Source organism: Tardiphaga sp. (assembly GCF_028290785.1).
GTDB lineage: Bacteria > Pseudomonadota > Alphaproteobacteria > Rhizobiales > Xanthobacteraceae > Tardiphaga.
In genome coordinates, this window is sequence record NZ_JAQGJD010000052.1 from 1 (window position 1) to 18,503 (window position 18,503).

Genomic DNA, 18,503 nt, shown 5'->3' on the forward strand with positions numbered 1-18,503 from the left:
CCACGAAACCACCTTCTGCCAGCTGGTCGCGGAGCGCCTCGGCATTCCCATCAGCCAGGTCTCGATCGTGCACGGCGACACCGACAAGGTGCAGTTCGGCATGGGCACCTACGGCTCACGGTCCGCCGCCGTCGGCCTGACCGCGATCCTCAAGGCGATGGAGAAGGTCGAAGCCAAGGCCAAGAAAATCGCCGCGCACCAGCTCGAGGCGTCCGAGAACGACATCGTCATCGAGAACGGCGAGTTCAAGGTCACCGGCACCGACAAGTCGATCGCGCTGCCGATGGTGGCGCTGGCGGCCTACACCGCGCACAACCTGCCGGACGGCATGGAGCCCGGCCTGAAGGAAGGCGCGTTCTACGACCCCACCAACTTCACCTTCCCGGCCGGCACCTATATCTGCGAGATCGAGGTCGATGCTGGCACCGGCAAGACGCATTTCGTCGATTTCGTCGCGGCCGACGATTTCGGGCGGCTGATCAATCCGATGATCATCGAAGGCCAGGTCCATGGCGGACTGGCGCAGGGCATCGGCCAGGCGATTCTGGAAGGCGCGGTCTATGACGACTCGGGGCAGCTCGTGACCGCGTCGTTCATGGACTACACCATGCCGCGCGCCGACGACCTGCCATCGTTCAAGCTGTCGCACACCACCACTCTGTGCCCGGGCAACCCGCTCGGCGTAAAGGGCTGCGGCGAGGCCGGCGCGATCGGCTCTTCGGCGGCGGTGATCAACGCCATCACCGACGCCATCGGCCACAACCGGATCGAAATGCCGGCGACGCCGGACCGGGTCTGGCACGCCATCCAGTTGCAGCAGGCGGCGGAATAGGGAGAACTCAGATGTACGAAACCACCTATCACCGCCCCGCCAGCATCGACGAAGCCGCGGCGATGTTCGCCCAGGGCGCCGACGCCAAATATCTCGCCGGCGGCCATACGCTGATCCCGGTGATGAAGCAGCGGCTGGCAGCGCCCTCCGACGTGATCGACCTCGGTAAGATCAAGGACCTGATCGGCATCGAGGCCACCGCCGACGCGCTGATCATCAAGGCGGCGACGACCTATTACGACATCACCCAGAGCACTGCGGCGAAGCAGGCAATCCCGGCGATCGTTCATTTGACCTCGGTGCTCGGCGATCCCGCGGTGCGCTACCGCGGCACGATCGGCGGCTCGCTGGCCAACAACGACCCGGCGGCGGATTATCCCGCGGCGGTGCTGGCGCTCGGCGCCACGGTGATGACCAACAAGCGGCTGATCCCCGCGGACGAGTTCTTCAAGGGCCTGTTTACCACCGCGCTGGAGGACAATGAGATCATCACCGCGGTGTCGTTCCCGATCCCCGCCAAGGCCGCCTATTCCAAGATGCGGCATCCGGCCTCGCGCTTTGCGCTGACGGGCGTGTTCGTCGCTAAGAGCAAGGCTGGCGAGGTGCGCGTTGCCGCTACCGGCGCGTCGCAGGAGGGCGTGATGCGGGTGCCGGCGATCGAGGCGGCGCTGAAGGCGAACTGGTCGGCGGCAGCGCTTGACTGCATCAAGATTTCCCCCGATGGGCTGATGGCCGATATCCACGGCTCGTCGGAATACCGCGCCAACCTGATCAAGGTGATGGCGCAACGGGCGGTGACGGAGGCTGGGTGAGGCCTATCCACGAGTCGTCCCCGCGAAAGCGGGGACCCATAACCACCGTCCCATCGACCTGAGCGACGGGCCAGCGACAGTTGCTCCGAAACATCCGATCGGAGAGTATGGGTCCCGGATCGGCGTTCGCTGCGCTCACTTGTCCGGGACGACGAGTCCGCATGGCCGCATGCGCGATGGCGGCTTGCTCTGGGCGGCGTCAGCGGTGACAGTTCCTGCAACGATATGATCGCTCCGCGCGACGAACAGATATGGAAACGCCACGTGCAGGACACCGCGACCGCTGCAACTCAGCCGCCATCCGCCAGCAAACCACGCTCCGGCCCCCTCGCCGGCCTGCGCATCGTCGAATTCGCCGGCATCGGCCCCGGCCCGTTCGCCGCCATGCTGCTGGCCGACATGGGCGCCGAGCTGATTACCCTGGTGCGGCCGAAGCAGTTGCCGAAGGGTGCGGCCTCACGCGGCCGCACCATTATTGCCGTCGATCTCAAGGACAACGACACCGTCGCGCAGGTGCTGGCGCTGCTCGCCGGCGCCGATGCGCTACTGGAAGGCTTTCGACCCGGCGTGATGGAACGGCTCGGGCTCGGCCCCGACGTCGTGCACGCCCGCAACAAGAAACTCGTCTATGGCCGCATGACCGGCTGGGGCCAGCACGGCCCGCTGGCGCAGGCCGCCGGCCACGACATCAACTACATCTCGATCACCGGCGCGCTGGCGGCGATCGGCGGCGCGGATCGACCGGTGCCGCCGCTGAATCTGGTCGGCGATTTCGGCGGCGGCGCGCTGTATCTGGTGGTCGGCATGCTGGCGGCGCTGCTGGAGGCCGGCCGCTCCGGCCAGGGCCAGGTGGTGGATGCCGCGATGTGCGACGGCGCGGCGTCGCTGATGACCATGTTCTTCGACATGACGGCGTCGGGCCGCTGGAAGGAGGGCCGCGAGCGCAACATGCTCGACGGCGGCGCGCATTTCTATGGCGTCTATGAATGCAGCTGCGGCCACTTCATCTCGATCGGCTCGATCGAGCCGCAGTTTTACGCGCAACTGCGCGAGCTGGCCGGGCTCGACGAGGCCTGCTTCGACAACCACATGAATGCCGCGAACTGGGCAGCGCTGAGGGAAAAACTCGTTGCGGTTTTCAAGACGAAGAGCCGCCAGGAATGGACAGCTATCATGGAAGGCACCGATGTATGCTTCGCGCCGGTGCTGACCATGGCGGAGGCGACGCAACATCCGCACATGGTGGCCCGCGAGGTGTTCGTTCAGCACGAAGGCCACACCCAGCCCGCGCCTGCGCCGCGGTTCTCGCGGACACCGTCCTCGGTGCGACCGGCGGAGACGATGGAATTGGGAGATGTGGTGAAGGGGTGGCAGGCGTAGGGTGGGCAAAGGCGCTCTTGCGCCGTGCCCACGCCTTTCCCAGACGAGGTGTTGACGTGGGCACGGTTCGCTTTGCCCACCCTACGATTATTCGCTACGCCGCGCCCTTCAGCTGCAGCACGCCGCGGCGGAGCTGGTCTTCCTCGATGGATTCGAACAGCGCCTTGAAGTTGCCCTCGCCAAAGCCATCGTCGCCCTTGCGCTGGATGAACTAGAAGAAGATCGGCCCGATCGCATTGGCCGAGAACTATTGCAGCAATACCTTGTTCTCGCCGCCGGCCACCACGCCTTCGCCGTCGATCAGAATGCCGTTCTTCTGCAGCCTTGCCACGTCTTCGCCGTGCTTCGGCAGCCTCGCATCGATGTTCTCGAAATAGGTCACGGGCGGCGGCGGCATGAACGGCAGGCCGTCGGCGCGCAGCTTCTCGATGGTGGCGTAAATGTCCTTCACCCCGCAGGCGATGTGCTGGATACCCTCGCCGCGGTAGATGTTGAGATATTCCTCGATCTGGCCGGCATCGCCGGCGTCCTCGTTGATCGGAATCCGGATCTTGCCGTCCGGGCTGGTCAGCGCGCGCGAAAACAGGCCGGAGGCACGCCCCTCGATGTCGAAAAAGCGAATCTGGCGGAAGTTGAACAGCCGTTCGTAGAAGCCGGTCCAGACATCCATGCGGCCGCGATGGACGTTGTGGGTGAGGTGATCGAGATAAAACAGCCCGGCGCCTTCGGGGCGCGGGTTGTTCTCGCCGAGCCAGTCGAATTCGCGGTCGAACGCCGAGCCCTTGGCGCCGTAGCGATCGACGAAATACAGCAGGCTGCCACCGATACCCTTGATGGCGGGCACATCGAGCGTCTTTTGCGCGGCTGATGCTTCGGCTGGCTCGGCGCCAAGCGACAGCGCGCGTTCGTAGGCCGCCTGCGCATCGACCACGCGAAACGCCATCGACGGCGCGCAGGGTCCATGCGCCGCGACGAAATCGAAGCCGTGGGTTCCGGGCGCCTCGTTGACGAGGTAGTTGATGTCGCCCTGTCGGTACACGGTGATGTTCTTGGTCTTGTGGCGCGCGACGGGCGCATAGCCCATCAGCTTGAACAGCGCGTGCAGCTCGGCGGGATTGGGATGGGCGTATTCGACGAACTCGAAACCGTCGGTGCCCATCGGGTTGTCGGCAGTGATCTTGGCCGGCGGCGCGTCGTGCGGAAACGGACCCATGGTGGTCTCTCCTAAATGAACTGCTGGCCTGCAGTGTCGGTCGGTTTCAGCGCAAGGTGCATGCAAATGAGCGCGGGATATGCGATATTCATGCACGCATCACGCACGAAAGAGGGTTTTGACGCATGATCCCGGTGGATACCTTCGATTTGAAGATCCTCGCCGCGCTGCAGGGCGACGGCCGGCTGACCAACCAGCAGCTCGCCGATGTCGCGGGTCTCTCGGCCTCGCAGTGCTCGCGGCGGCGGATGCGGCTGGAAGAAGAGAAGGTGATCTCCGGCTATCACGCCGACCTGTCGGCCGAAGCGCTCGGCTTCGGCGTGATCGCCTTCATCCAGGTGACGCTGGCGACGCATTCGCCGGACAATGCCAGGCAGTTTCGCACGCTGGTGCAAAGGGTCGATGAGATCCAGGAGGCCTATTCGCTCACCGGCGATGCCGACTACGTGCTGAAGGCGGTGCTGCGGGACCTGAAGGGGCTGTCCGGCCTCGTCAACGACGTGCTGATGCCGCATCCGAGCGTGGCCCATGTGCGGTCGTCGATCGTGCTGGATCGGCTGAAGGAAACGACGAAATTGCCGCTGAAGGCGGTGGGATAAGCCTTACCCCTCCTCGGAGGCCCGAACCGTAGGGTGGGCAAAGGCACGGCGCGCGTCGGGACGTGCCCACGTTTTCAATCGTGCTCGTGGGCACGGCGCAAACGCGCCTTTGCCCACCCTACGAGATAACGAGCCATCACCGCTTGTTCGGATCGAACCGCTTCTCCAGACCCTTCCAGCAATCGGCATAGTCGCTCTGCAGCGTGGCCGTCGTCGCCGCGAACTCGGTCACCCGCTGCGGATATCGCGTCTCGAACATGAAGGCCATGGTGCCCGTGAGTTTCACCGGCTTCAGCTCGGAATTGCTGGCGTGGTCGAAGGCTTCGCGGTCGGGGCCGTGCGGCAGCATCATGTTGTGCAGGCTGATTCCGCCCGGCGCAAAGCCCTGCGGCTTGGCGTCGTAGACGCCGTAGATCAGCCCCATGAACTCCGACATGATGTTCATGTGGTACCATGGCGGCCGAAACGTATTCTCCGCCACCGCCCAGCGCTCCGGGAAAATGACGAAATCGATATTGGCGGTGCCGGCGGTTTCCGATGGCGAGGTCAGCACCGTAAAGATCGATGGATCGGGATGGTCGAAGCCGATGGCGCCGACCGGTGAGAAGGTGCGCAGGTCGTATTTGTACGGCGCGTAATTGCCGTGCCAGGCCACCACGTCGATCGGCGAATGCGGCAGCGTGGTCTTGAACAGCGCGCCGCCCCATTTCACATAGAGCTCGGTCGGCGTGTCCTTGTCCTCATAGGCCGCCACCGGCGTGAGGAAATCCCGGGCATTGGCCAGGCAATTGGCGCCGATCGGACCGCGCTCCGGCAGCGTGAAAGCACCGCCGTAGTTTTCGCACAGATAGCCGCGCGCCGGACCTGTTGTCAGCTCGACGCGAAACTTGACGCCACGCGGGATCACCACGATTTCCGCCGGTTCGGCGTCGATCACGCCGAATTCGGTGACGAAGCGCAGTGAGCCCTGCTGGGGCACGAACATCATCTCGCCGTCGGCATTGTAGAAATGCTGGTCCACCATCGATCGGGTGATCAGGTAGACATGCGCGGCCATGCCGGCCTGGGTGCCGGCGTCGCCGGCGGTGGTCATGGTCTGCACGCCCTGCAGGAAGGTCTTGTCCTCTTTCGGGATCGGCGCGGGGTCCCAGCGCAACTGCTCGATGCTGATGTCCTGCTCATGGCACGGCGCGGTGCGCCACAGCCCGGCGTCAACCTTTGCAAAACGGCCGGAGTGTTTCACCGACGGCCTGATCCGGTACAGCCAGGAACGCTCGTTGCTGCCGCGCGGCGCGGTGAAGGGCGAGCCGGACAGTTGCTCGGCATAGAGGCCGTAGGCGGCGCGTTGCGGCGAATTGCGACCGATCGGCAGTGCGCCGGGCAACGCCTCGGTCTCGAACGAATTGCCGAAGCCGGACATATAACCCGGCGTAACGTTGACCATGTTGCGGCTGATCAGTTCCGGCGACGTATTGATGTTCATCTCATCCTCCGTTTCAACTGTTATTGCGAGGAGACATGGCGACGAAGCAATCCAGTCTTTTCGGAGTTTAGGGCTTTCTGGATTGCCGCGTTGCTTCGCTCCTCGCAATGACGGCAATTTCTGCTTGTATCAACCTTGAAGGGCAGCCCACATCTCGCGGTCGCGCTCGGCGGTCCAGATCACGGGATCGTCGATGCCCGAGGCTTCATCATAGGCGCGCGACACGTTGAACGGCAGGCAGTGCTCGTAGATCGCAAAGCTCGAAAACTTCGGGTCCATGACCTCGCGGCACGCCGCCATGGTGTCCTTCAGACTACGCCCTTTTGCCACCGCCGTCTCCGCCGCGCCATACAATGTGGTAACGAAATCGCGGGTCATGGCGATGGCCTCGCGGCCGGTGGCCAGGCCTTTCAGCGCATCGCCGCGGCCGGGCGCGATGGCCTTGGGGTTGAATTCGCGGATCTCGTTGAGAGTGGAAGGCCATTCCCGCAGCCACGCGTCGCCGCAATAGCAGGCCGAATGATACTCGATCAGGTCGCCGGAGAACATCACCTGCGCATCCGGCACCCAGGCCACGATGTCGCCCGACGTATGCCCGGCGCCGAGCTGCATCAGGCGCACCTCGCGCTTGCCGAGGTAGATTGACATCTCGCCCTCGAAGGTCAGCGTCGGCCAGGTCAGGCCGGGGATGCTTTCGGAGCCCTGGAATAGCCGTGGAAAGCGCCCGAACTCGGAATCCCAGTCCTGCTGTCCCCGTTCCTGCACCAGCCGATGGGTTTCCGCGGACGCGACGACCGCCTGCGCCTCGAAGGCCGACGCGCCAAGCACGCGCACCGCGTGATAATGCGACAGCACGACATATTTGATCGGCTTGTCGGTGACGCTGCGAACTCGCTCGATCACCTTGTTGGCCAGCGCCGGCGTCGCCTGGGCATCGAACACGATGCAGCCGTCGTCGCCGACGATCACCGCCGAATTCGGATCGCCTTCGGCGGTGAAGGCGTAGAGGTCGGTGCCGATCTCCGAAAAGGTGATTTTCTTTTCCGCCATGTCGGTGGTGGATGCGAAGCCTTTGGCCATGCGTTCATGTTCCTTTTGTCTGAGAATCGGATAGCCGTCGCTTTGCCAGTTCGATGGCGGCGTGCAGCACGTCGGCGTCGCCGATATGGTTGGCGAGCAGCAGCACCAGGGCGGCGTCGAGGGCGGCGCTCTGCTCGTCGCTGAGGCCGCGATGCGCCTCGACGATCAGGCGATACGCCGCATCCGGATCGGTGAAATTAGATTGCGTCGATAGCATGGTCAGGCGCGTCCGCTGGCGCGGGCCATCGCGGCTTCGATGGCTTGCGGTGCCGGGTGGCGGAATCGTGCGGCGACGTAACCATCGGGACGCAGCAGATAGGCCGAGCCGGGCGCGGCGTCATAACGTTTCGCGAACAGGCCGGCGTCATCGCGCAACGGCGCATCCGCGCCGATCCGCAGATGCGCGACGTTGTCGGGCACATTGACAGCGGCGCCATTCGCGCTTTCCAGCAAGACAAAACCGCGGCCCGCCGCGCTGAACGCTTCCGTGAGATAGACGGGCTCGCCGCTGGCGGTCTGCAGCGGCGCATCCAGCATATGTGCGCCGGGCTCTGGCCCGGTGCGCCAGGCGTCCGCATCAACCGTCGAAAGCGGCGACGCGTACACCGAAGGCACGGACAGCCGCCCGCCATTGACCATGCGCTTGGCGAAATCCGCCTCCTTCGCCAGCGCCAGCACCGCCTGCCGTAGCCGCCGCTCCTGCCTGGAATGCGGTGCAATGAAATTAGTCGATCGCGTCGAAGCGCGGATATTGTCGTCGGCGGCGAGGCCGCGCTCGATCTCGTAGCTCGCGAGCAGCCCCGCCGGCGCGTCGCCGCGAAGAATCATCGCCAGCTTCCAGGCCAGGTTCTCTGCATCTTCCAGCCCGGAATTGGCGCCGCGGGCGCCGAATGGCGACACCTGATGCGCGGCATCGCCGGCGAAGATTACCCGCTCATGCAAAAAGCGCTGCATGCGGCGGCACTGGAACTTGTAGACCGAGATCCATTCGAACTCGAAATCGTCGTGACCCAGCATGCGCGCGATCCGCGGCCGGACGTTCTCCGGCAATCGCTCGAGCGCTGCATCGGCATCGGGGCCGAGCTGCAGGTCGATGCGCCAGACGTCGTCGGGCTGCTTGTGCAGCAGCGCCGACTGTCCGCCATGGAACGGCGGGTCGAACCAGAACCAGCGTTCGGTGGGAAACGCCGCCGTCATTTTCACATCGGCGATCAGGAACTGGTCCTCGAAGGTCTCGCCCGAAAAGTCGGCGCCGACCATTCCGCGCAGGCCGGAGCGGGCGCCGTCGCACGCGACCACGTAATCCGCGCGCAGCGTATAGTTGCCGTCCGGCGTATCGATGGTGAGTTCAGCGTGGTCGTTGCGCTGCGCCAGCGCGACGACCTTGTTACGCCAGCGCAGGTCGATATCGGGCAATTGCAGGACGCGATCGACCAGATAGCTCTCGGCGTAATATTGCTGCAGGTTGATGAAGGCCGGCATCTTGTGGCCGTCCTCGGGCAGCAGGTCGAACTGATACAACAGCTCCGGTCCGGAAAAGATCTTGCCGACCTTCCACACCACTCCCTTGTCGATCATGCGGCCGGCGACGCCGAGCCGGTCCCACAGTTCGAGCGAGCGTTTCGAGAAGCAGATGGCGCGCGATCCGTCGCCGATCCGATCGGCGTCGTCGAGCAGCACCACGCGCTGGCCGCGCTGCGCCAGATCGATCGCCAGCGACAGCCCTACCGGGCCGGCGCCCACGATGACCACCGGATGGCGCACGGGTTTCGACTCCGACTGTTCGGAGCTCCGCCGATAGCTGAACTGGTTTCGTCCCTGAGCCACGTTTTGCTTCGTTATCTGGCGGACGGCTTTGCAGCCGCTATCGCTCAACAGCGCGAAGTTATTTTTGCTGCAACGAGTCTAGCGCCGGACGACGTCCAAGGGCAAGCCGCCTTCGTGGGGGCGACAGTTGGAAGTGCTACCCGCTACGGCCGACTCGCATAATACGCCGCCGCTTCGTCGATTTCCTGCGCCGTCATGCGGCGGGCGATGTTGCGCATCTGCTCGCTGATGTCGTTGCGCCGGTGTTCCCCAGCAAACGCCTGTAGCTGCGCCTTGATGTAGATGGCCGACTGGCCTTCCAGCCAGGGCGCGCCGGCCTTGACCTCGCCGCCGCCGTGACAGGACGAGCAGGCCGGAATGTTCCGCATCGCCGCACCGCGGATCACGATGGCCGGCGCCGGGACGCCAGCGTCGGGATGCAAGCCGGGCTGGCGCGGCAGATAGGCGTAATAGGCCGACAGGTCGATCATGTCCTGCTCGGTCAGATTGATCGCGAACGGGGTCATCACCGCATTGACGCGCGCGCCGGCCTTGAAGTCGCGCAACTGCTTGTACACGGCGGCGGCCGGCTGGCCCTCGAGGTTCGGAGTGTCGGGCTGGCTGTGGCGACCGGAGGCATGACAGATGGCGCATTGCATCGCCAATGTCGCGCCGCGGCCGACCGAGCGGGTGTCGGTCGGGCCGGGCATTTGCGACGTCATGACAACCGCGGAAGTCTTGAACGTCGGCGCGACCTGTTCCGAAGGCGCCGTGGCGCGCGGTACGCCGGCGGCGCTGCAGATGGCGTCCCACAGGCTGCCAAGTTTCGAATTCGGCGTCGCATAGGGAAGCACGAGAAAACCGGCAATGAGCGACAGAACAACGAGGCCAGCCGTGCCGCCGAGACTGAGGCTGAACCAGGAATTCCGCCACGAAAACAGACGCTCCTCGGTCTTCATTGCGGCGCCCCTACATAAACCGCTGGAACGGAGGTGCTGCTGCCCAACGCCAGCAGTTGCGCGATGGGATAGCCGTAATTCACTACGGTCAGCCCGATCATCAACGTCAGCCACAGCGCAAAACCGTTCAGCGCCGCCGGCAGCCGGACCGGCTCGTGTACGGCCTGGGCGAAGCGATATTCGCCGGGGTCGGCGCGTTCGGCGCGGTGGCCGCGGATCAGGATGGTGAAGAACAGCACGGCGGAGACCACCAGCAGCGCCCCGCCCACCACCGACATCGACACCGAGAACGCCTGCTTCGCGATCTCGGGATTGGCGTAGTCATAGAACGCCATGCGACGCGGCATGCCCAGAATGCCGACATAGTGCCACGGGAAGGTGGTGACGATCATGCCGACGAACCACAGCCATAGCTGCGCCTTCATCATCCGCCCGGTCTTCAGTATGCGCCCGGTGAGATGCGGCCACAAATCATAGGCAATCGCGAAATACATGATGACGATGGCGCCGGCGAAGATCAGGTGGAAATGGCCGGTAATCCACTGGGTGTTATGGATGCTGGTATTGAGCTGGTAGCTCATGTTGATCAGCCCGCCGACGCCACCGAAGCCGAGCATCAGCAGCGAGAAGGTGGTGGCCAGCATCATCGGATTGCCCCACGGCAATGCCTTGACCCAGCCGAACGGCCCCCTGCCGCCGCGCAGCCGGCTGGCGATTTCGGCCGAGGCACAGATCGTGAAGATGGTCACCAGGGTCGGCAGCGATACCATCGCAGTGAATACCGACTGGATGAACTTGAAGCCACCGCCTACCTGCGGATCCGCAAACAAATGATGCACGCCGATCGGCATCGACACCACAACGAACAGGATGAAGGCGATGCGGCCCATGGCGTCGCTGTACAGCCGGCCGCCGATAGCGCGCGGAAAGATGGTGTAGTAGGCGATGTAGGTCGGCATCAGCCAGAAATACACGATGGCGTGCAGCGTCCAGGAGAAGAACACCCGCGATAGCCCGGCATCGATGGTGTCCTTGAAACCAAGCGCTACCGGCAGGATCAGCAGCAACACCTCGATGGCGGCGCCGACCGCGGTCCAGCCCCACAGATAGGCCCCTGCCACATTGGCGAACATCGCCAGCGGAACAGGTTTGTCGGGGTTCTCGCGCTTCCAGACGATCATGTTGATCGACATCAGCGCGACCCAGATCCAAGAACCGACCACCACCAGCACGACGCCGATGTAATAGAACGGGTTGCCTACCATCGGCGGGTAGAAGGTATAGAGCACCGAGGCGAGCCCCAGCGACACCGGGATCAGCGCGACCACGGCGCCGACGGCGACCATCGCCAGGCCGGTCCACGCCCAACGCCGCCCGATCAGCGGCTTCTTGAGCGCTAATTCGGTGATGGCATAGCCGAAGCCCATCGCGATCAGCGTCGGAAACACATAGCCCATCGCCGAGCCGTGCGCGGTCACCGAGCGATAGTACCAGTCGGAATTGCCGAGGCCGGGATTCAACGGGCTGCGCGCGAACATCTGCCATTCGCCGAGCAACAGCGCGAGGCCGAACACGACGAAGGCCAGCCAGAAATGGGCGAGAACCAGCCGCTTGCTATTCAACACAGGTCAGTCTCCGCTGCTTGGCCGCCAGCGTCGCGAAGGCTGCCTTGTCGATGACCTTGACCTTGGCCCACATGCCTTCATGGCCGAGGCCACAGAATTCCTGGCACGGCATGGTGTGTTCACCGGGCGTCTTGAATTTGACTGGCAGGATCGAGATGTAGCCCGGGACCAGCATGGTGTTGATGTTGGTGCCCGTGATCAGGAAGCCGTGCACGACATCCGCACTGGTGGCGCGGATCGTGACCGGCGTGTCGGAGGGGACGACCACGCATTGCGGCGTGAAGGAGAACTGCTGGCCGAGCGCGCGCACCGTGACCGAACCGTCGGCCTCGACGGCACTGCCGAGGTTGCTCTCGATGAACTCGCCGGCAATGTGGACCGTTCGCGGATTGGCAGTCTCGATCCAGGCTTGCGGCATCACGGCGCGATGCACACCGGCAAAAATCGCCATCCCCACCAGCAGCCCGACGGTACAGGCCGACATGATCGTCCACCGCCGTTCGACCCGGGCGGCGATGGCCGCGCCTTCGTCGTGATCTGTAGCAGTCATCGGACGTCAAGCTTTCTCATGAAACCGGCGAGCGCGGCACGAACACCAGGAAATAGAAGGCGAACCACATGACCAGCAGGAGAGCGACCGAGATGCCGGCCACCGTAACGGCGCCGCGCGGACCGTCCCGCACGATCCGGTCGATCGCGGCGGCTTCGTCGGCGGGCTCGATGGGCGTGGGGGGAGGCTGGATGAACATGGTGCCTCTACTGCAGGGGGACGGAGCGAAGCGCGTTGGCCTCGGACGCTGAAACCGCCGCCCCATGGTTGCCCCAGGCGACGCGGATATAGGTGACCACCGCCGCGACCTCGTCATCGGACAGCGACTGCGCGAACGGCGGCATGCCATAGGGCATCGGGTTGCCCGCGGTACCCGGCGGATAGCCGCCGTTGAGCACCATGCGGATCGGATTGACCGCGGAGGCCATCTGGATCGACTGGTTGCCGGCGAGCGGCGGATAATGCGGCGGCATGCCCTTGCCCTGCTTGCCATGACAGCTGGCGCATTTGTCGGCGTAGACCGATTGTCCCAGCGTCAGCAGCAGGCTGCTTTCCGGCGCAGACGTGCTGGGCGGCGATTTGTCGGGGGTAGAATGATCGCCAAGGCTCTTGAGATACACCGCCATGGCGCGGGTATCCTGCTCGGTCATGTATTGCAGACTATTGTAGGTCACGTCCGCCATCGGGCCGTAGACCGCGCCGCGGTTGGAGACGCCGGTACGCAGCAGGTCGGAGATTTCCTCGATGGTCCAGTCTCCGAGACCGCCTTCCTTGTTGGAGGTGAGCGACGGCGCGTACCAGTTCTGCATCGGAATGAGGCCGCCCTCGAAGGCTTTCGATTCCGAACTGCCGCCCAGCGCATTGATCGCGGTGTGGCACATGGAGCAGTGGCCGAGGCCCTGCACCAGATAGGCGCCGCGATTCCACTCTTCGGACTTGGTGGCGTCGGGCTTGTATTCGCCCTCGGTGAAATACAGCGTCCGCCAGCCCAGGATCAGCGAGCGGTTGTTGTAGGGAAATTTCAGGTCATGCGGCCGGTTCGGCTGCTTGACGGGCGGGACCGACATCATGAAGGCGAAGATCGCGTCGCTGTCGGCGCGGGTCACCTTGGTGTAGGAGGCAAACGGCATCGCCGGATAGAGCAGGCCGCCATCGGGCGAGCGTCCGGTATGCATCATGTTGTAGAACTGGTCGGCGGTCCATTTACCGATGCCGGTCTCTTTGTCCGGCGTGACGTTGGACGTGAACAGCGTGCCGAACGGCGTCGGCATGGCGTGGCCGCCGGCGAACAGCTTGCCACCCGGCGCCGTGTGACAGGCGACGCAATCGCCAGCCTGGGCGAGGTATTCGCCGCGCGCGATGATATCGGCTTTTTGCTTTGCGGCGTCCTGCGCGGATGCAGGTCCCATCATGGCCGCCAGCATCAGCGCGCCAATGGCGCCACGGAGAATGTTGAAAGCGTGAGCGGCTCTCTGTTTCATGGCGCGGCCCTCAATTCGACTGGCTGCCGCATGCCATCGGCATGGGCAGCGAGCCTTGCGGCGCGGGCGTCGGATTCGACGGGGCCGGGCGCGACGACAACCACGCCGCCAGCGCCTTGACGTCGTCTTCGTTCAAATGTCCGGCCACAATCTGCATGCAGTCCGGCGCCGCGGCGGTGCGGGTGCCGTAGCGCCAACCGCCGAGCTGTGCGCTGATATAATTGGGGCGCAGGCCGAGCAGGCCGGGGATCGCCGGCTCCATCCCGGTGAAGCTCGGCCCATGGCAGTTGGCGCAGGCAGGAATATTCTTGGCGGGGTCGCCGTGCAACGCCAGCGTCTCGCCGCGCGCCAGGATGGTTTTGCTGACGATCGGGTCGGCCGGCTTCGGAAACGGCGCCTGCTCGGCGGCGAAGTATTCGGCCATCTTCCGCAGATAGGCGTCCGGCAAAAACTCCAGCAAATAGTTCATCGGCGGATATTTGCGGCGGCCTTCGCGGAAGGCGAGCAGCTGGTTGTACAGATAGCCGGCCGGCTTGCCCGCCAGCCGCGGGAAATAGTCGTCCTTGGTGCCCTGGCCGTTTTCGCCATGACACGATGCGCAGGCGAGCACGCGGGCGGCCATCGTGTCGGGCGCGCGCTCCGGCTCCTGCGCCGCGGCTGCGCCGGACTGCGCCGCGCCAGCCGCCATCATTAGAAAACCAATCAGCGCCAAGCGAAATTTCACGTCGTCATGCCCCTGTACAGCCCACCGCTGCAGCGCTTCGCAATCGGCTCACCTGCGCGACCGCCCAGTTCGGCTTGGACGCGCGCTTCGGCTTCTTCAGTTTAGCTGGTCTGGCGTGCGCGACATTGGTCCAGGACAAGCGGCGCGGCAAGCGCCGCGATCTTGAATTGCGCTTCGGCACAGTAATTGTTTATTTTCAAAGCAACTACGCCATCAGCCAGCTACCACACCTCCGTCCTGGCCTGCACTGCGGCGGGAGTGAAGCCGGCATCCACCAAAATGCCCCGCCCATCACCGCGGGTCAGCCAGATGAAGTTCGGGCTGGCCGCCGGGAACGCTACGTTGCCGCGCGCGTTTCGGCATACGAGCGCGATCAATTGTCGCGGCGCGTCAAGCGCTTGCGGTCGGTTGACAGGGACCGGAGTGGCGGTTTGATAATGCGGAAGTCGTGCACTAAGGTCACCGCGGCGCAAGCTGGGATCGGCGCCCTATGTTTGGACCGGCCTGCCATGAAACTTCGTTTTGCCCTGCTTGCCTTGCTGATGCTGTCGGTCCTGCCGGCAGAGGCCGCCGAAAATCGCGGCCGTTTTGCGCTGGTAATCGGCAACGCGAAATACCCGGACGCCGAGGCTCCCCTCAAGGAACCGCTCAACGACGCCCGCGACTTCGCGGCGGAATTGAAGCGCGACGGCTTCGATGTCGAGGTCGGCGAGAACCTCACCGGCGATGCCATGCGCCGCGCGCTGGAAAAGCTCTACGCCAAGATCAAGCCGGGTTCCGTGGCGCTGGTGTTCTTCAGCGGCTTTGGCGTGCAGTCGGCGCGGCAGAGCTACTTGATCCCTGTCGATGCGCAGATCTGGACTGAACCGGACGTGCGCCGCGACGGCTTCAGCCTCGAGACCGTGCTCGGCGAAATCAACAGCCGCGGCGCGGGCGTCAAGATCGCGCTGCTCGATGCCTCCAGGCGCAACCCGTTCGAACGCCGGTTCCGCAGCTTTTCCGCGGGCCTCGCCCCGGTGATCGCGCCGAGCGGCACGCTGGTGATGTATTCGGCCGCGCTCAGTTCCGTGGTCAGCGATAGCGGCAGCGACCACAGCCTGTTCGTCGGCGAATTGCTGAAGGAAATCCGCGTACCGGACGTCACCGCCGAGGACACCCTGAATCGCACCCGCGTCGCGGTCACCCGCGCCTCGCGCAGCGAGCAGGTGCCCTGGATCTCATCGTCGCTGGCGGAGGATTTTTCCTTCACCCCCGGCACGCGCCCGGCAGTAGCCCCGGTTGCACTCGCCAAGCCCGCCGACCCCGCGCCAACGCCGGCGCCGCCGCCGCGCAAGGAACCCGCGACCGTGACCAGCCCCGCCCCGGTTGCCACCGTGGCGGCACCGACGCCCTCACCTGCGCCCGCCCCCGAGAAGCCGGCTGCGATTGCGGCACCGGCGCCAGCGGCCGATGCGCCGCGCGACGAGGCCAAGATCGCGCTGGCGCTGGCCGAGGATCCGACGGTGAAATCGCTCAACAGCAAGCTGGCCGAGAATCCGGAAGACGGCGGCGCGCTGTACCGCCGCGGCCAAGTCTATGCCAGCAAGGGCGCCTATGCGCTGGCGATCAAGGATTTCGACGAGACCATCCGGCTCAATCCGAAGGACGTCGAAGCCTTCAACAACCGCTGCTGGACGCGCGCTGTGGTGGGCGATCTCGCCACAGCCTTGAAAGACTGCAACGAGGCGCTGCGGCTGCGGCCCAACTTCGTCGATGCGCTGGACAGCCGCGGCCTCGTCAACCTGAAGAACGGCCAGAGCAAGAACGCCATCGCGGATTTCGATGCCGCACTCAAGATGAATCCGCAGCTGACTTCGTCGCTGTATGGCCGCGGACTGGCCAAGCAGCGCCTCGGCTTGACCGCCGAGGGTGATCTCGACATCACCAACGCCAAGGCGATGGACCCGGATATCGTCAAGGAATTCGCCGGTTACGGTATCCGATAGCGACGTACGCTGGGCCGCGCCGATTGAAATCGCGATGCATTTGAACCCGCGCCGCGCGGCAGGACACTATTGAAGACAGGCCGGAGGGCTTTGCCCGTTCGGCGTCCAGTTGAACTGAATTTCAGGGGTGCATCCATGTCGAACCTGCCCGGAAGTCGCAAGGTCCTCTGCGCGGTCGCGGCGATCGGCGTGGCCTTCTCGGTCAGCGCCGGGATCGCCTTTGCCGCCGACGACGTCACCGCCGACCAGATCCAGCGCGCGCTGATGCCGAGCAAGCCGCTGACCCGCGGCCTCTCGCTCGCGACGCCGGCGGAACCCGCGGTCAACGCCGCGGAGGGCAAATTCGTCGATGCCCTTCGCAATCGCAATACGCGGTCGCTGTCATCGGGTGAGCGCGAGCAGATCGCTGTCATTGCCGCGACCAAGCCCAAGATCGATCTCGAAATCACCTTCGACTACAATTCGGCCAATATCGGCGCCAAGGCGCAGCCGGCGGTGCAGGCGCTCGGCAAGGCGCTGAGCAGCGACGACCTCAAGGGTTCCACCTTCGTGGTCGCCGGCCATACCGATGCCGTCGGCAGCGAGGCCTACAATCAGGACCTCTCGGAACGTCGCGCCGATGCGATCAAGCGGGTTCTGGTCGACAAATACAGCATCGCCGGCGCCGACCTCGTCACCGTCGGCTACGGCAAGAGCAAACCAAAGGATGCCGCAGCGCCAAAAGACCCGGCGAACCGTCGCGTGCAGGTGGTCAACATCGCGAACAAGACCACCGCGTCGAAATGACGGCGCAAGAGCGCTGAAGTTGTTGCTGCGCATTGCCACGGCGTCCCGACTTGCGCGGGACGCTGTTTGTTTTGGCGATTGGCGCCATCCCGTATAGATTGCCCCGACCCGCCGCCCGCACCGATCGACCCTCCGGTGCCCAACTCCCCTGGTGATCGATCCCCGCATGAAGGCTTCTTTCTCCTTCGCCACATCTTTCGCCTTGTCGGCGCTGGCCGCCGGCCTCGTTATTTCTGCGGCACCGGCGGCGGAACCGGCCGTACCGGCGTCGCCGAACGGCGCCACGGTGCTGGTGGCAAAAGCGACCAATGCCTGCTTCTCCGACATGGTGCGGGTCACCGGTTTCATCGTGCCGCGGCGCGAGGCATTGGTCGGCGTCGAGACCGAGGGTTCGAAAGTCTCCGAAGTGCTGGTCCGCGAGGGCGATACGGTCGCCGAAAATCAGGAACTGGCACGGCTCACCCCGCCATCGGCGCCTGGGGCCGCGCGGCCCGGACCGGTGACGCTACGCGCGCCTGCCGCCGGCCTGATCACCTCGGTCAATACCATCGCCGGCGCGCCTGCCTCGGCGCAGGCCGGGCCGATGTTCCGGATCGCCATCGGCGGCGACATCGAGCTCGATGCCGAAGTGCCGAGCATCCACATCCTCAAGCTCAATTCGGGCGCGACCGCACGGATCAGCCGCGACGACCAGTCCGACGTGCCTGGCAAGGTCCGCCTGGTGTCACCGCAGATCGACCGCGCCACCCAGCTCGGTCACGTCCGGCTGGCGTTTGCCAGCAATCCCGGGCTCAAGGTCGGCATGTTCGCCCGCGCCGCGATCGATGCCAAGCGAAGCTGCGGCGTATCAATTCCGCGTTCGGCCATCGATCATCTCACGGTGCAGCTGGTCAAGGGCAACACCATCGAGACCCGCAGGGTGAAAGTCGGGCTGACCTCGGACACCTCGATGGAAATTCTCGAAGGCGTCGATGCCGACGACGTCGTGGTCGCCGATGCCGGGACCTCGCTGCACGACGGCGACCAGGTCAAAACCATCTTTGCCGAAGACATCGACCGATCGCGGGTGCGCTAAATGGCCATGAATATCTCCGCCTGGTCGATCCGCCATCCGCTGCCGTCGGTGGTGTTCTCGATCATCCTGCTGGCGCTGGGATGGATCAGTTTCACCAAGCTGGCGATCACCAG

17 protein-coding genes and 1 pseudogene are annotated in these 18,503 nt (G+C 64.7%); 7 read left to right on the plus strand and 11 right to left on the minus strand.

The genetic code is table 11. The annotated features are described in order from the left end of the window. The 3 genes from JWR89_RS02860 to JWR89_RS02870 form a co-directional block, all read left to right on the plus strand. Positions 1-832: molybdopterin cofactor-binding domain-containing protein (locus tag JWR89_RS02860; protein ID WP_299711579.1), on the plus strand; the 832-nt coding region annotated here is incomplete at its 5' end. Between the two features lie 11 nt (positions 833-843). Continuing rightward, the gene (locus JWR89_RS02865) at positions 844-1,644 is read left to right on the plus strand and encodes a xanthine dehydrogenase family protein subunit M (protein WP_299711582.1); all 801 of its coding nucleotides are present in this window, start codon (positions 844-846) and stop codon (positions 1,642-1,644) included. A gap of 264 nt (positions 1,645-1,908) precedes the next feature. Next, a complete protein-coding gene (locus JWR89_RS02870; RefSeq protein ID WP_299711585.1) occupies positions 1,909-3,024 on the plus strand; it encodes a CaiB/BaiF CoA-transferase family protein in 1,116 nt (371 codons plus the stop codon). 94 nt (positions 3,025-3,118) lie between these two features. Here the strand turns inward: JWR89_RS02870 and hppD are convergent. After that, positions 3,119-4,237, minus strand: a pseudogene (hppD, locus tag JWR89_RS02875) (4-hydroxyphenylpyruvate dioxygenase). A gap of 125 nt (positions 4,238-4,362) precedes the next feature. Between hppD and JWR89_RS02880 the strand changes: the two are divergent. Next, a complete protein-coding gene (locus JWR89_RS02880; RefSeq protein WP_299711588.1) occupies positions 4,363-4,836 on the plus strand; it encodes an Lrp/AsnC family transcriptional regulator in 474 nt (157 codons plus the stop codon). A gap of 136 nt (positions 4,837-4,972) precedes the next feature. On the opposite strand, the gene hmgA is transcribed toward JWR89_RS02880, so the two are convergent. From hmgA to JWR89_RS02930, 10 genes are all read right to left on the minus strand, one after another. After that, positions 4,973-6,319, minus strand: coding sequence for a homogentisate 1,2-dioxygenase (hmgA, locus tag JWR89_RS02885; RefSeq protein WP_299711591.1), 1,347 nt, complete (start codon positions 6,317-6,319; stop codon positions 4,973-4,975). A gap of 129 nt (positions 6,320-6,448) precedes the next feature. Continuing rightward, entirely contained in the window at positions 6,449-7,399 is a 951-nt protein-coding gene (locus tag JWR89_RS02890) for an MBL fold metallo-hydrolase (protein ID WP_299711594.1), read from the minus strand. A 4-nt stretch (positions 7,400-7,403) separates the two neighbouring features. Further along, positions 7,404-7,616 carry a DUF2783 domain-containing protein gene (locus JWR89_RS02895; protein ID WP_299711597.1) on the minus strand — a complete coding sequence of 71 codons (213 nt, stop codon included), beginning with the start codon at positions 7,614-7,616 and terminating at the stop codon, positions 7,404-7,406. A gap of 2 nt (positions 7,617-7,618) precedes the next feature. Next, positions 7,619-9,226: an FAD-dependent oxidoreductase gene (locus tag JWR89_RS02900; RefSeq protein ID WP_299711600.1), complete on the minus strand. Its 1,608-nt coding sequence runs from the start codon at positions 9,224-9,226 to the stop codon at positions 7,619-7,621. 143 nt (positions 9,227-9,369) lie between these two features. Beyond that, entirely contained in the window at positions 9,370-10,164 is a 795-nt protein-coding gene (locus JWR89_RS02905) for a c-type cytochrome (RefSeq protein ID WP_299711603.1), read from the minus strand. Then, positions 10,161-11,789 carry a b(o/a)3-type cytochrome-c oxidase subunit 1 gene (locus JWR89_RS02910; protein WP_299711606.1) on the minus strand — a complete coding sequence of 543 codons (1,629 nt, stop codon included), beginning with the start codon at positions 11,787-11,789 and terminating at the stop codon, positions 10,161-10,163. Before JWR89_RS02910 ends, JWR89_RS02905 begins: the two co-directional genes overlap by 4 nt. Beyond that, on the minus strand, positions 11,779-12,339 hold the full coding sequence (locus tag JWR89_RS02915; RefSeq protein ID WP_299711609.1) for a cytochrome C oxidase subunit II: 561 nt from the start codon (positions 12,337-12,339) through the stop codon (positions 11,779-11,781). The genes JWR89_RS02910 and JWR89_RS02915 overlap by 11 nt, the downstream gene beginning before the upstream one ends. A 16-nt stretch (positions 12,340-12,355) precedes the next feature. After that, complete coding sequence (locus tag JWR89_RS02920) at positions 12,356-12,538, minus strand: hypothetical protein (protein WP_299711612.1); 183 nt, start codon at positions 12,536-12,538, stop codon at positions 12,356-12,358. 7 nt (positions 12,539-12,545) lie between these two features. Further along, on the minus strand, positions 12,546-13,763 hold the full coding sequence (locus JWR89_RS02925; RefSeq protein ID WP_299711625.1) for a cytochrome c: 1,218 nt from the start codon (positions 13,761-13,763) through the stop codon (positions 12,546-12,548). A gap of 67 nt (positions 13,764-13,830) precedes the next feature. Beyond that, positions 13,831-14,511: a c-type cytochrome gene (locus JWR89_RS02930; RefSeq protein ID WP_299711628.1), complete on the minus strand. Its 681-nt coding sequence runs from the start codon at positions 14,509-14,511 to the stop codon at positions 13,831-13,833. A 542-nt stretch (positions 14,512-15,053) separates the two neighbouring features. Between JWR89_RS02930 and JWR89_RS02935 the strand changes: the two genes are divergently transcribed. From JWR89_RS02935 to JWR89_RS02945, 3 genes are all read left to right on the plus strand, one after another. Next, positions 15,054-16,529, plus strand: coding sequence for a caspase family protein (locus tag JWR89_RS02935; RefSeq protein ID WP_299711615.1), 1,476 nt, complete (start codon positions 15,054-15,056; stop codon positions 16,527-16,529). 135 nt (positions 16,530-16,664) lie between these two features. Further along, entirely contained in the window at positions 16,665-17,315 is a 651-nt protein-coding gene (locus JWR89_RS02940) for an OmpA family protein (RefSeq protein WP_299711618.1), read from the plus strand. Between the two features lie 166 nt (positions 17,316-17,481). Beyond that, positions 17,482-18,390: an efflux RND transporter periplasmic adaptor subunit gene (locus JWR89_RS02945; protein ID WP_299711622.1), complete on the plus strand. Its 909-nt coding sequence runs from the start codon at positions 17,482-17,484 to the stop codon at positions 18,388-18,390. Positions 18,391-18,503: the final 113 nt, after the last annotated feature.

Excerpts from the sequence above, each read along its gene's own strand:
- JWR89_RS02940 (WP_299711618.1), top strand. The coding sequence starts at position 16,665 with ATGTCGAACCTGCCCGGAAGTCGCAAGGTCCTCTGCGCGGTCGCGGCG.
- JWR89_RS02935 (WP_299711615.1), top strand. The coding sequence starts at position 15,054 with ATGAAACTTCGTTTTGCCCTGCTTGCCTTGCTGATGCTGTCGGTCCTG.
- JWR89_RS02925 (WP_299711625.1), bottom strand. The coding sequence starts at position 13,763 with ATGCTGGCGGCCATGATGGGACCTGCATCCGCGCAGGACGCCGCAAAG.
- JWR89_RS02945 (WP_299711622.1), top strand. The coding sequence starts at position 17,482 with ATGAAGGCTTCTTTCTCCTTCGCCACATCTTTCGCCTTGTCGGCGCTG.
- JWR89_RS02890 (WP_299711594.1), bottom strand. The coding sequence starts at position 7,399 with ATGGCCAAAGGCTTCGCATCCACCACCGACATGGCGGAAAAGAAAATC.
- JWR89_RS02865 (WP_299711582.1), top strand. The coding sequence starts at position 844 with ATGTACGAAACCACCTATCACCGCCCCGCCAGCATCGACGAAGCCGCG.
- JWR89_RS02880 (WP_299711588.1), top strand. The coding sequence starts at position 4,363 with ATGATCCCGGTGGATACCTTCGATTTGAAGATCCTCGCCGCGCTGCAG.
- JWR89_RS02905 (WP_299711603.1), bottom strand. The coding sequence starts at position 10,164 with ATGAAGACCGAGGAGCGTCTGTTTTCGTGGCGGAATTCCTGGTTCAGC.
- hmgA (WP_299711591.1), bottom strand. The coding sequence starts at position 6,319 with ATGAACATCAATACGTCGCCGGAACTGATCAGCCGCAACATGGTCAAC.
- JWR89_RS02915 (WP_299711609.1), bottom strand. The coding sequence starts at position 12,339 with ATGACTGCTACAGATCACGACGAAGGCGCGGCCATCGCCGCCCGGGTC.
- JWR89_RS02930 (WP_299711628.1), bottom strand. The coding sequence starts at position 14,511 with ATGATGGCGGCTGGCGCGGCGCAGTCCGGCGCAGCCGCGGCGCAGGAG.
- JWR89_RS02895 (WP_299711597.1), bottom strand. The coding sequence starts at position 7,616 with ATGCTATCGACGCAATCTAATTTCACCGATCCGGATGCGGCGTATCGC.
- JWR89_RS02920 (WP_299711612.1), bottom strand. The coding sequence starts at position 12,538 with ATGTTCATCCAGCCTCCCCCCACGCCCATCGAGCCCGCCGACGAAGCC.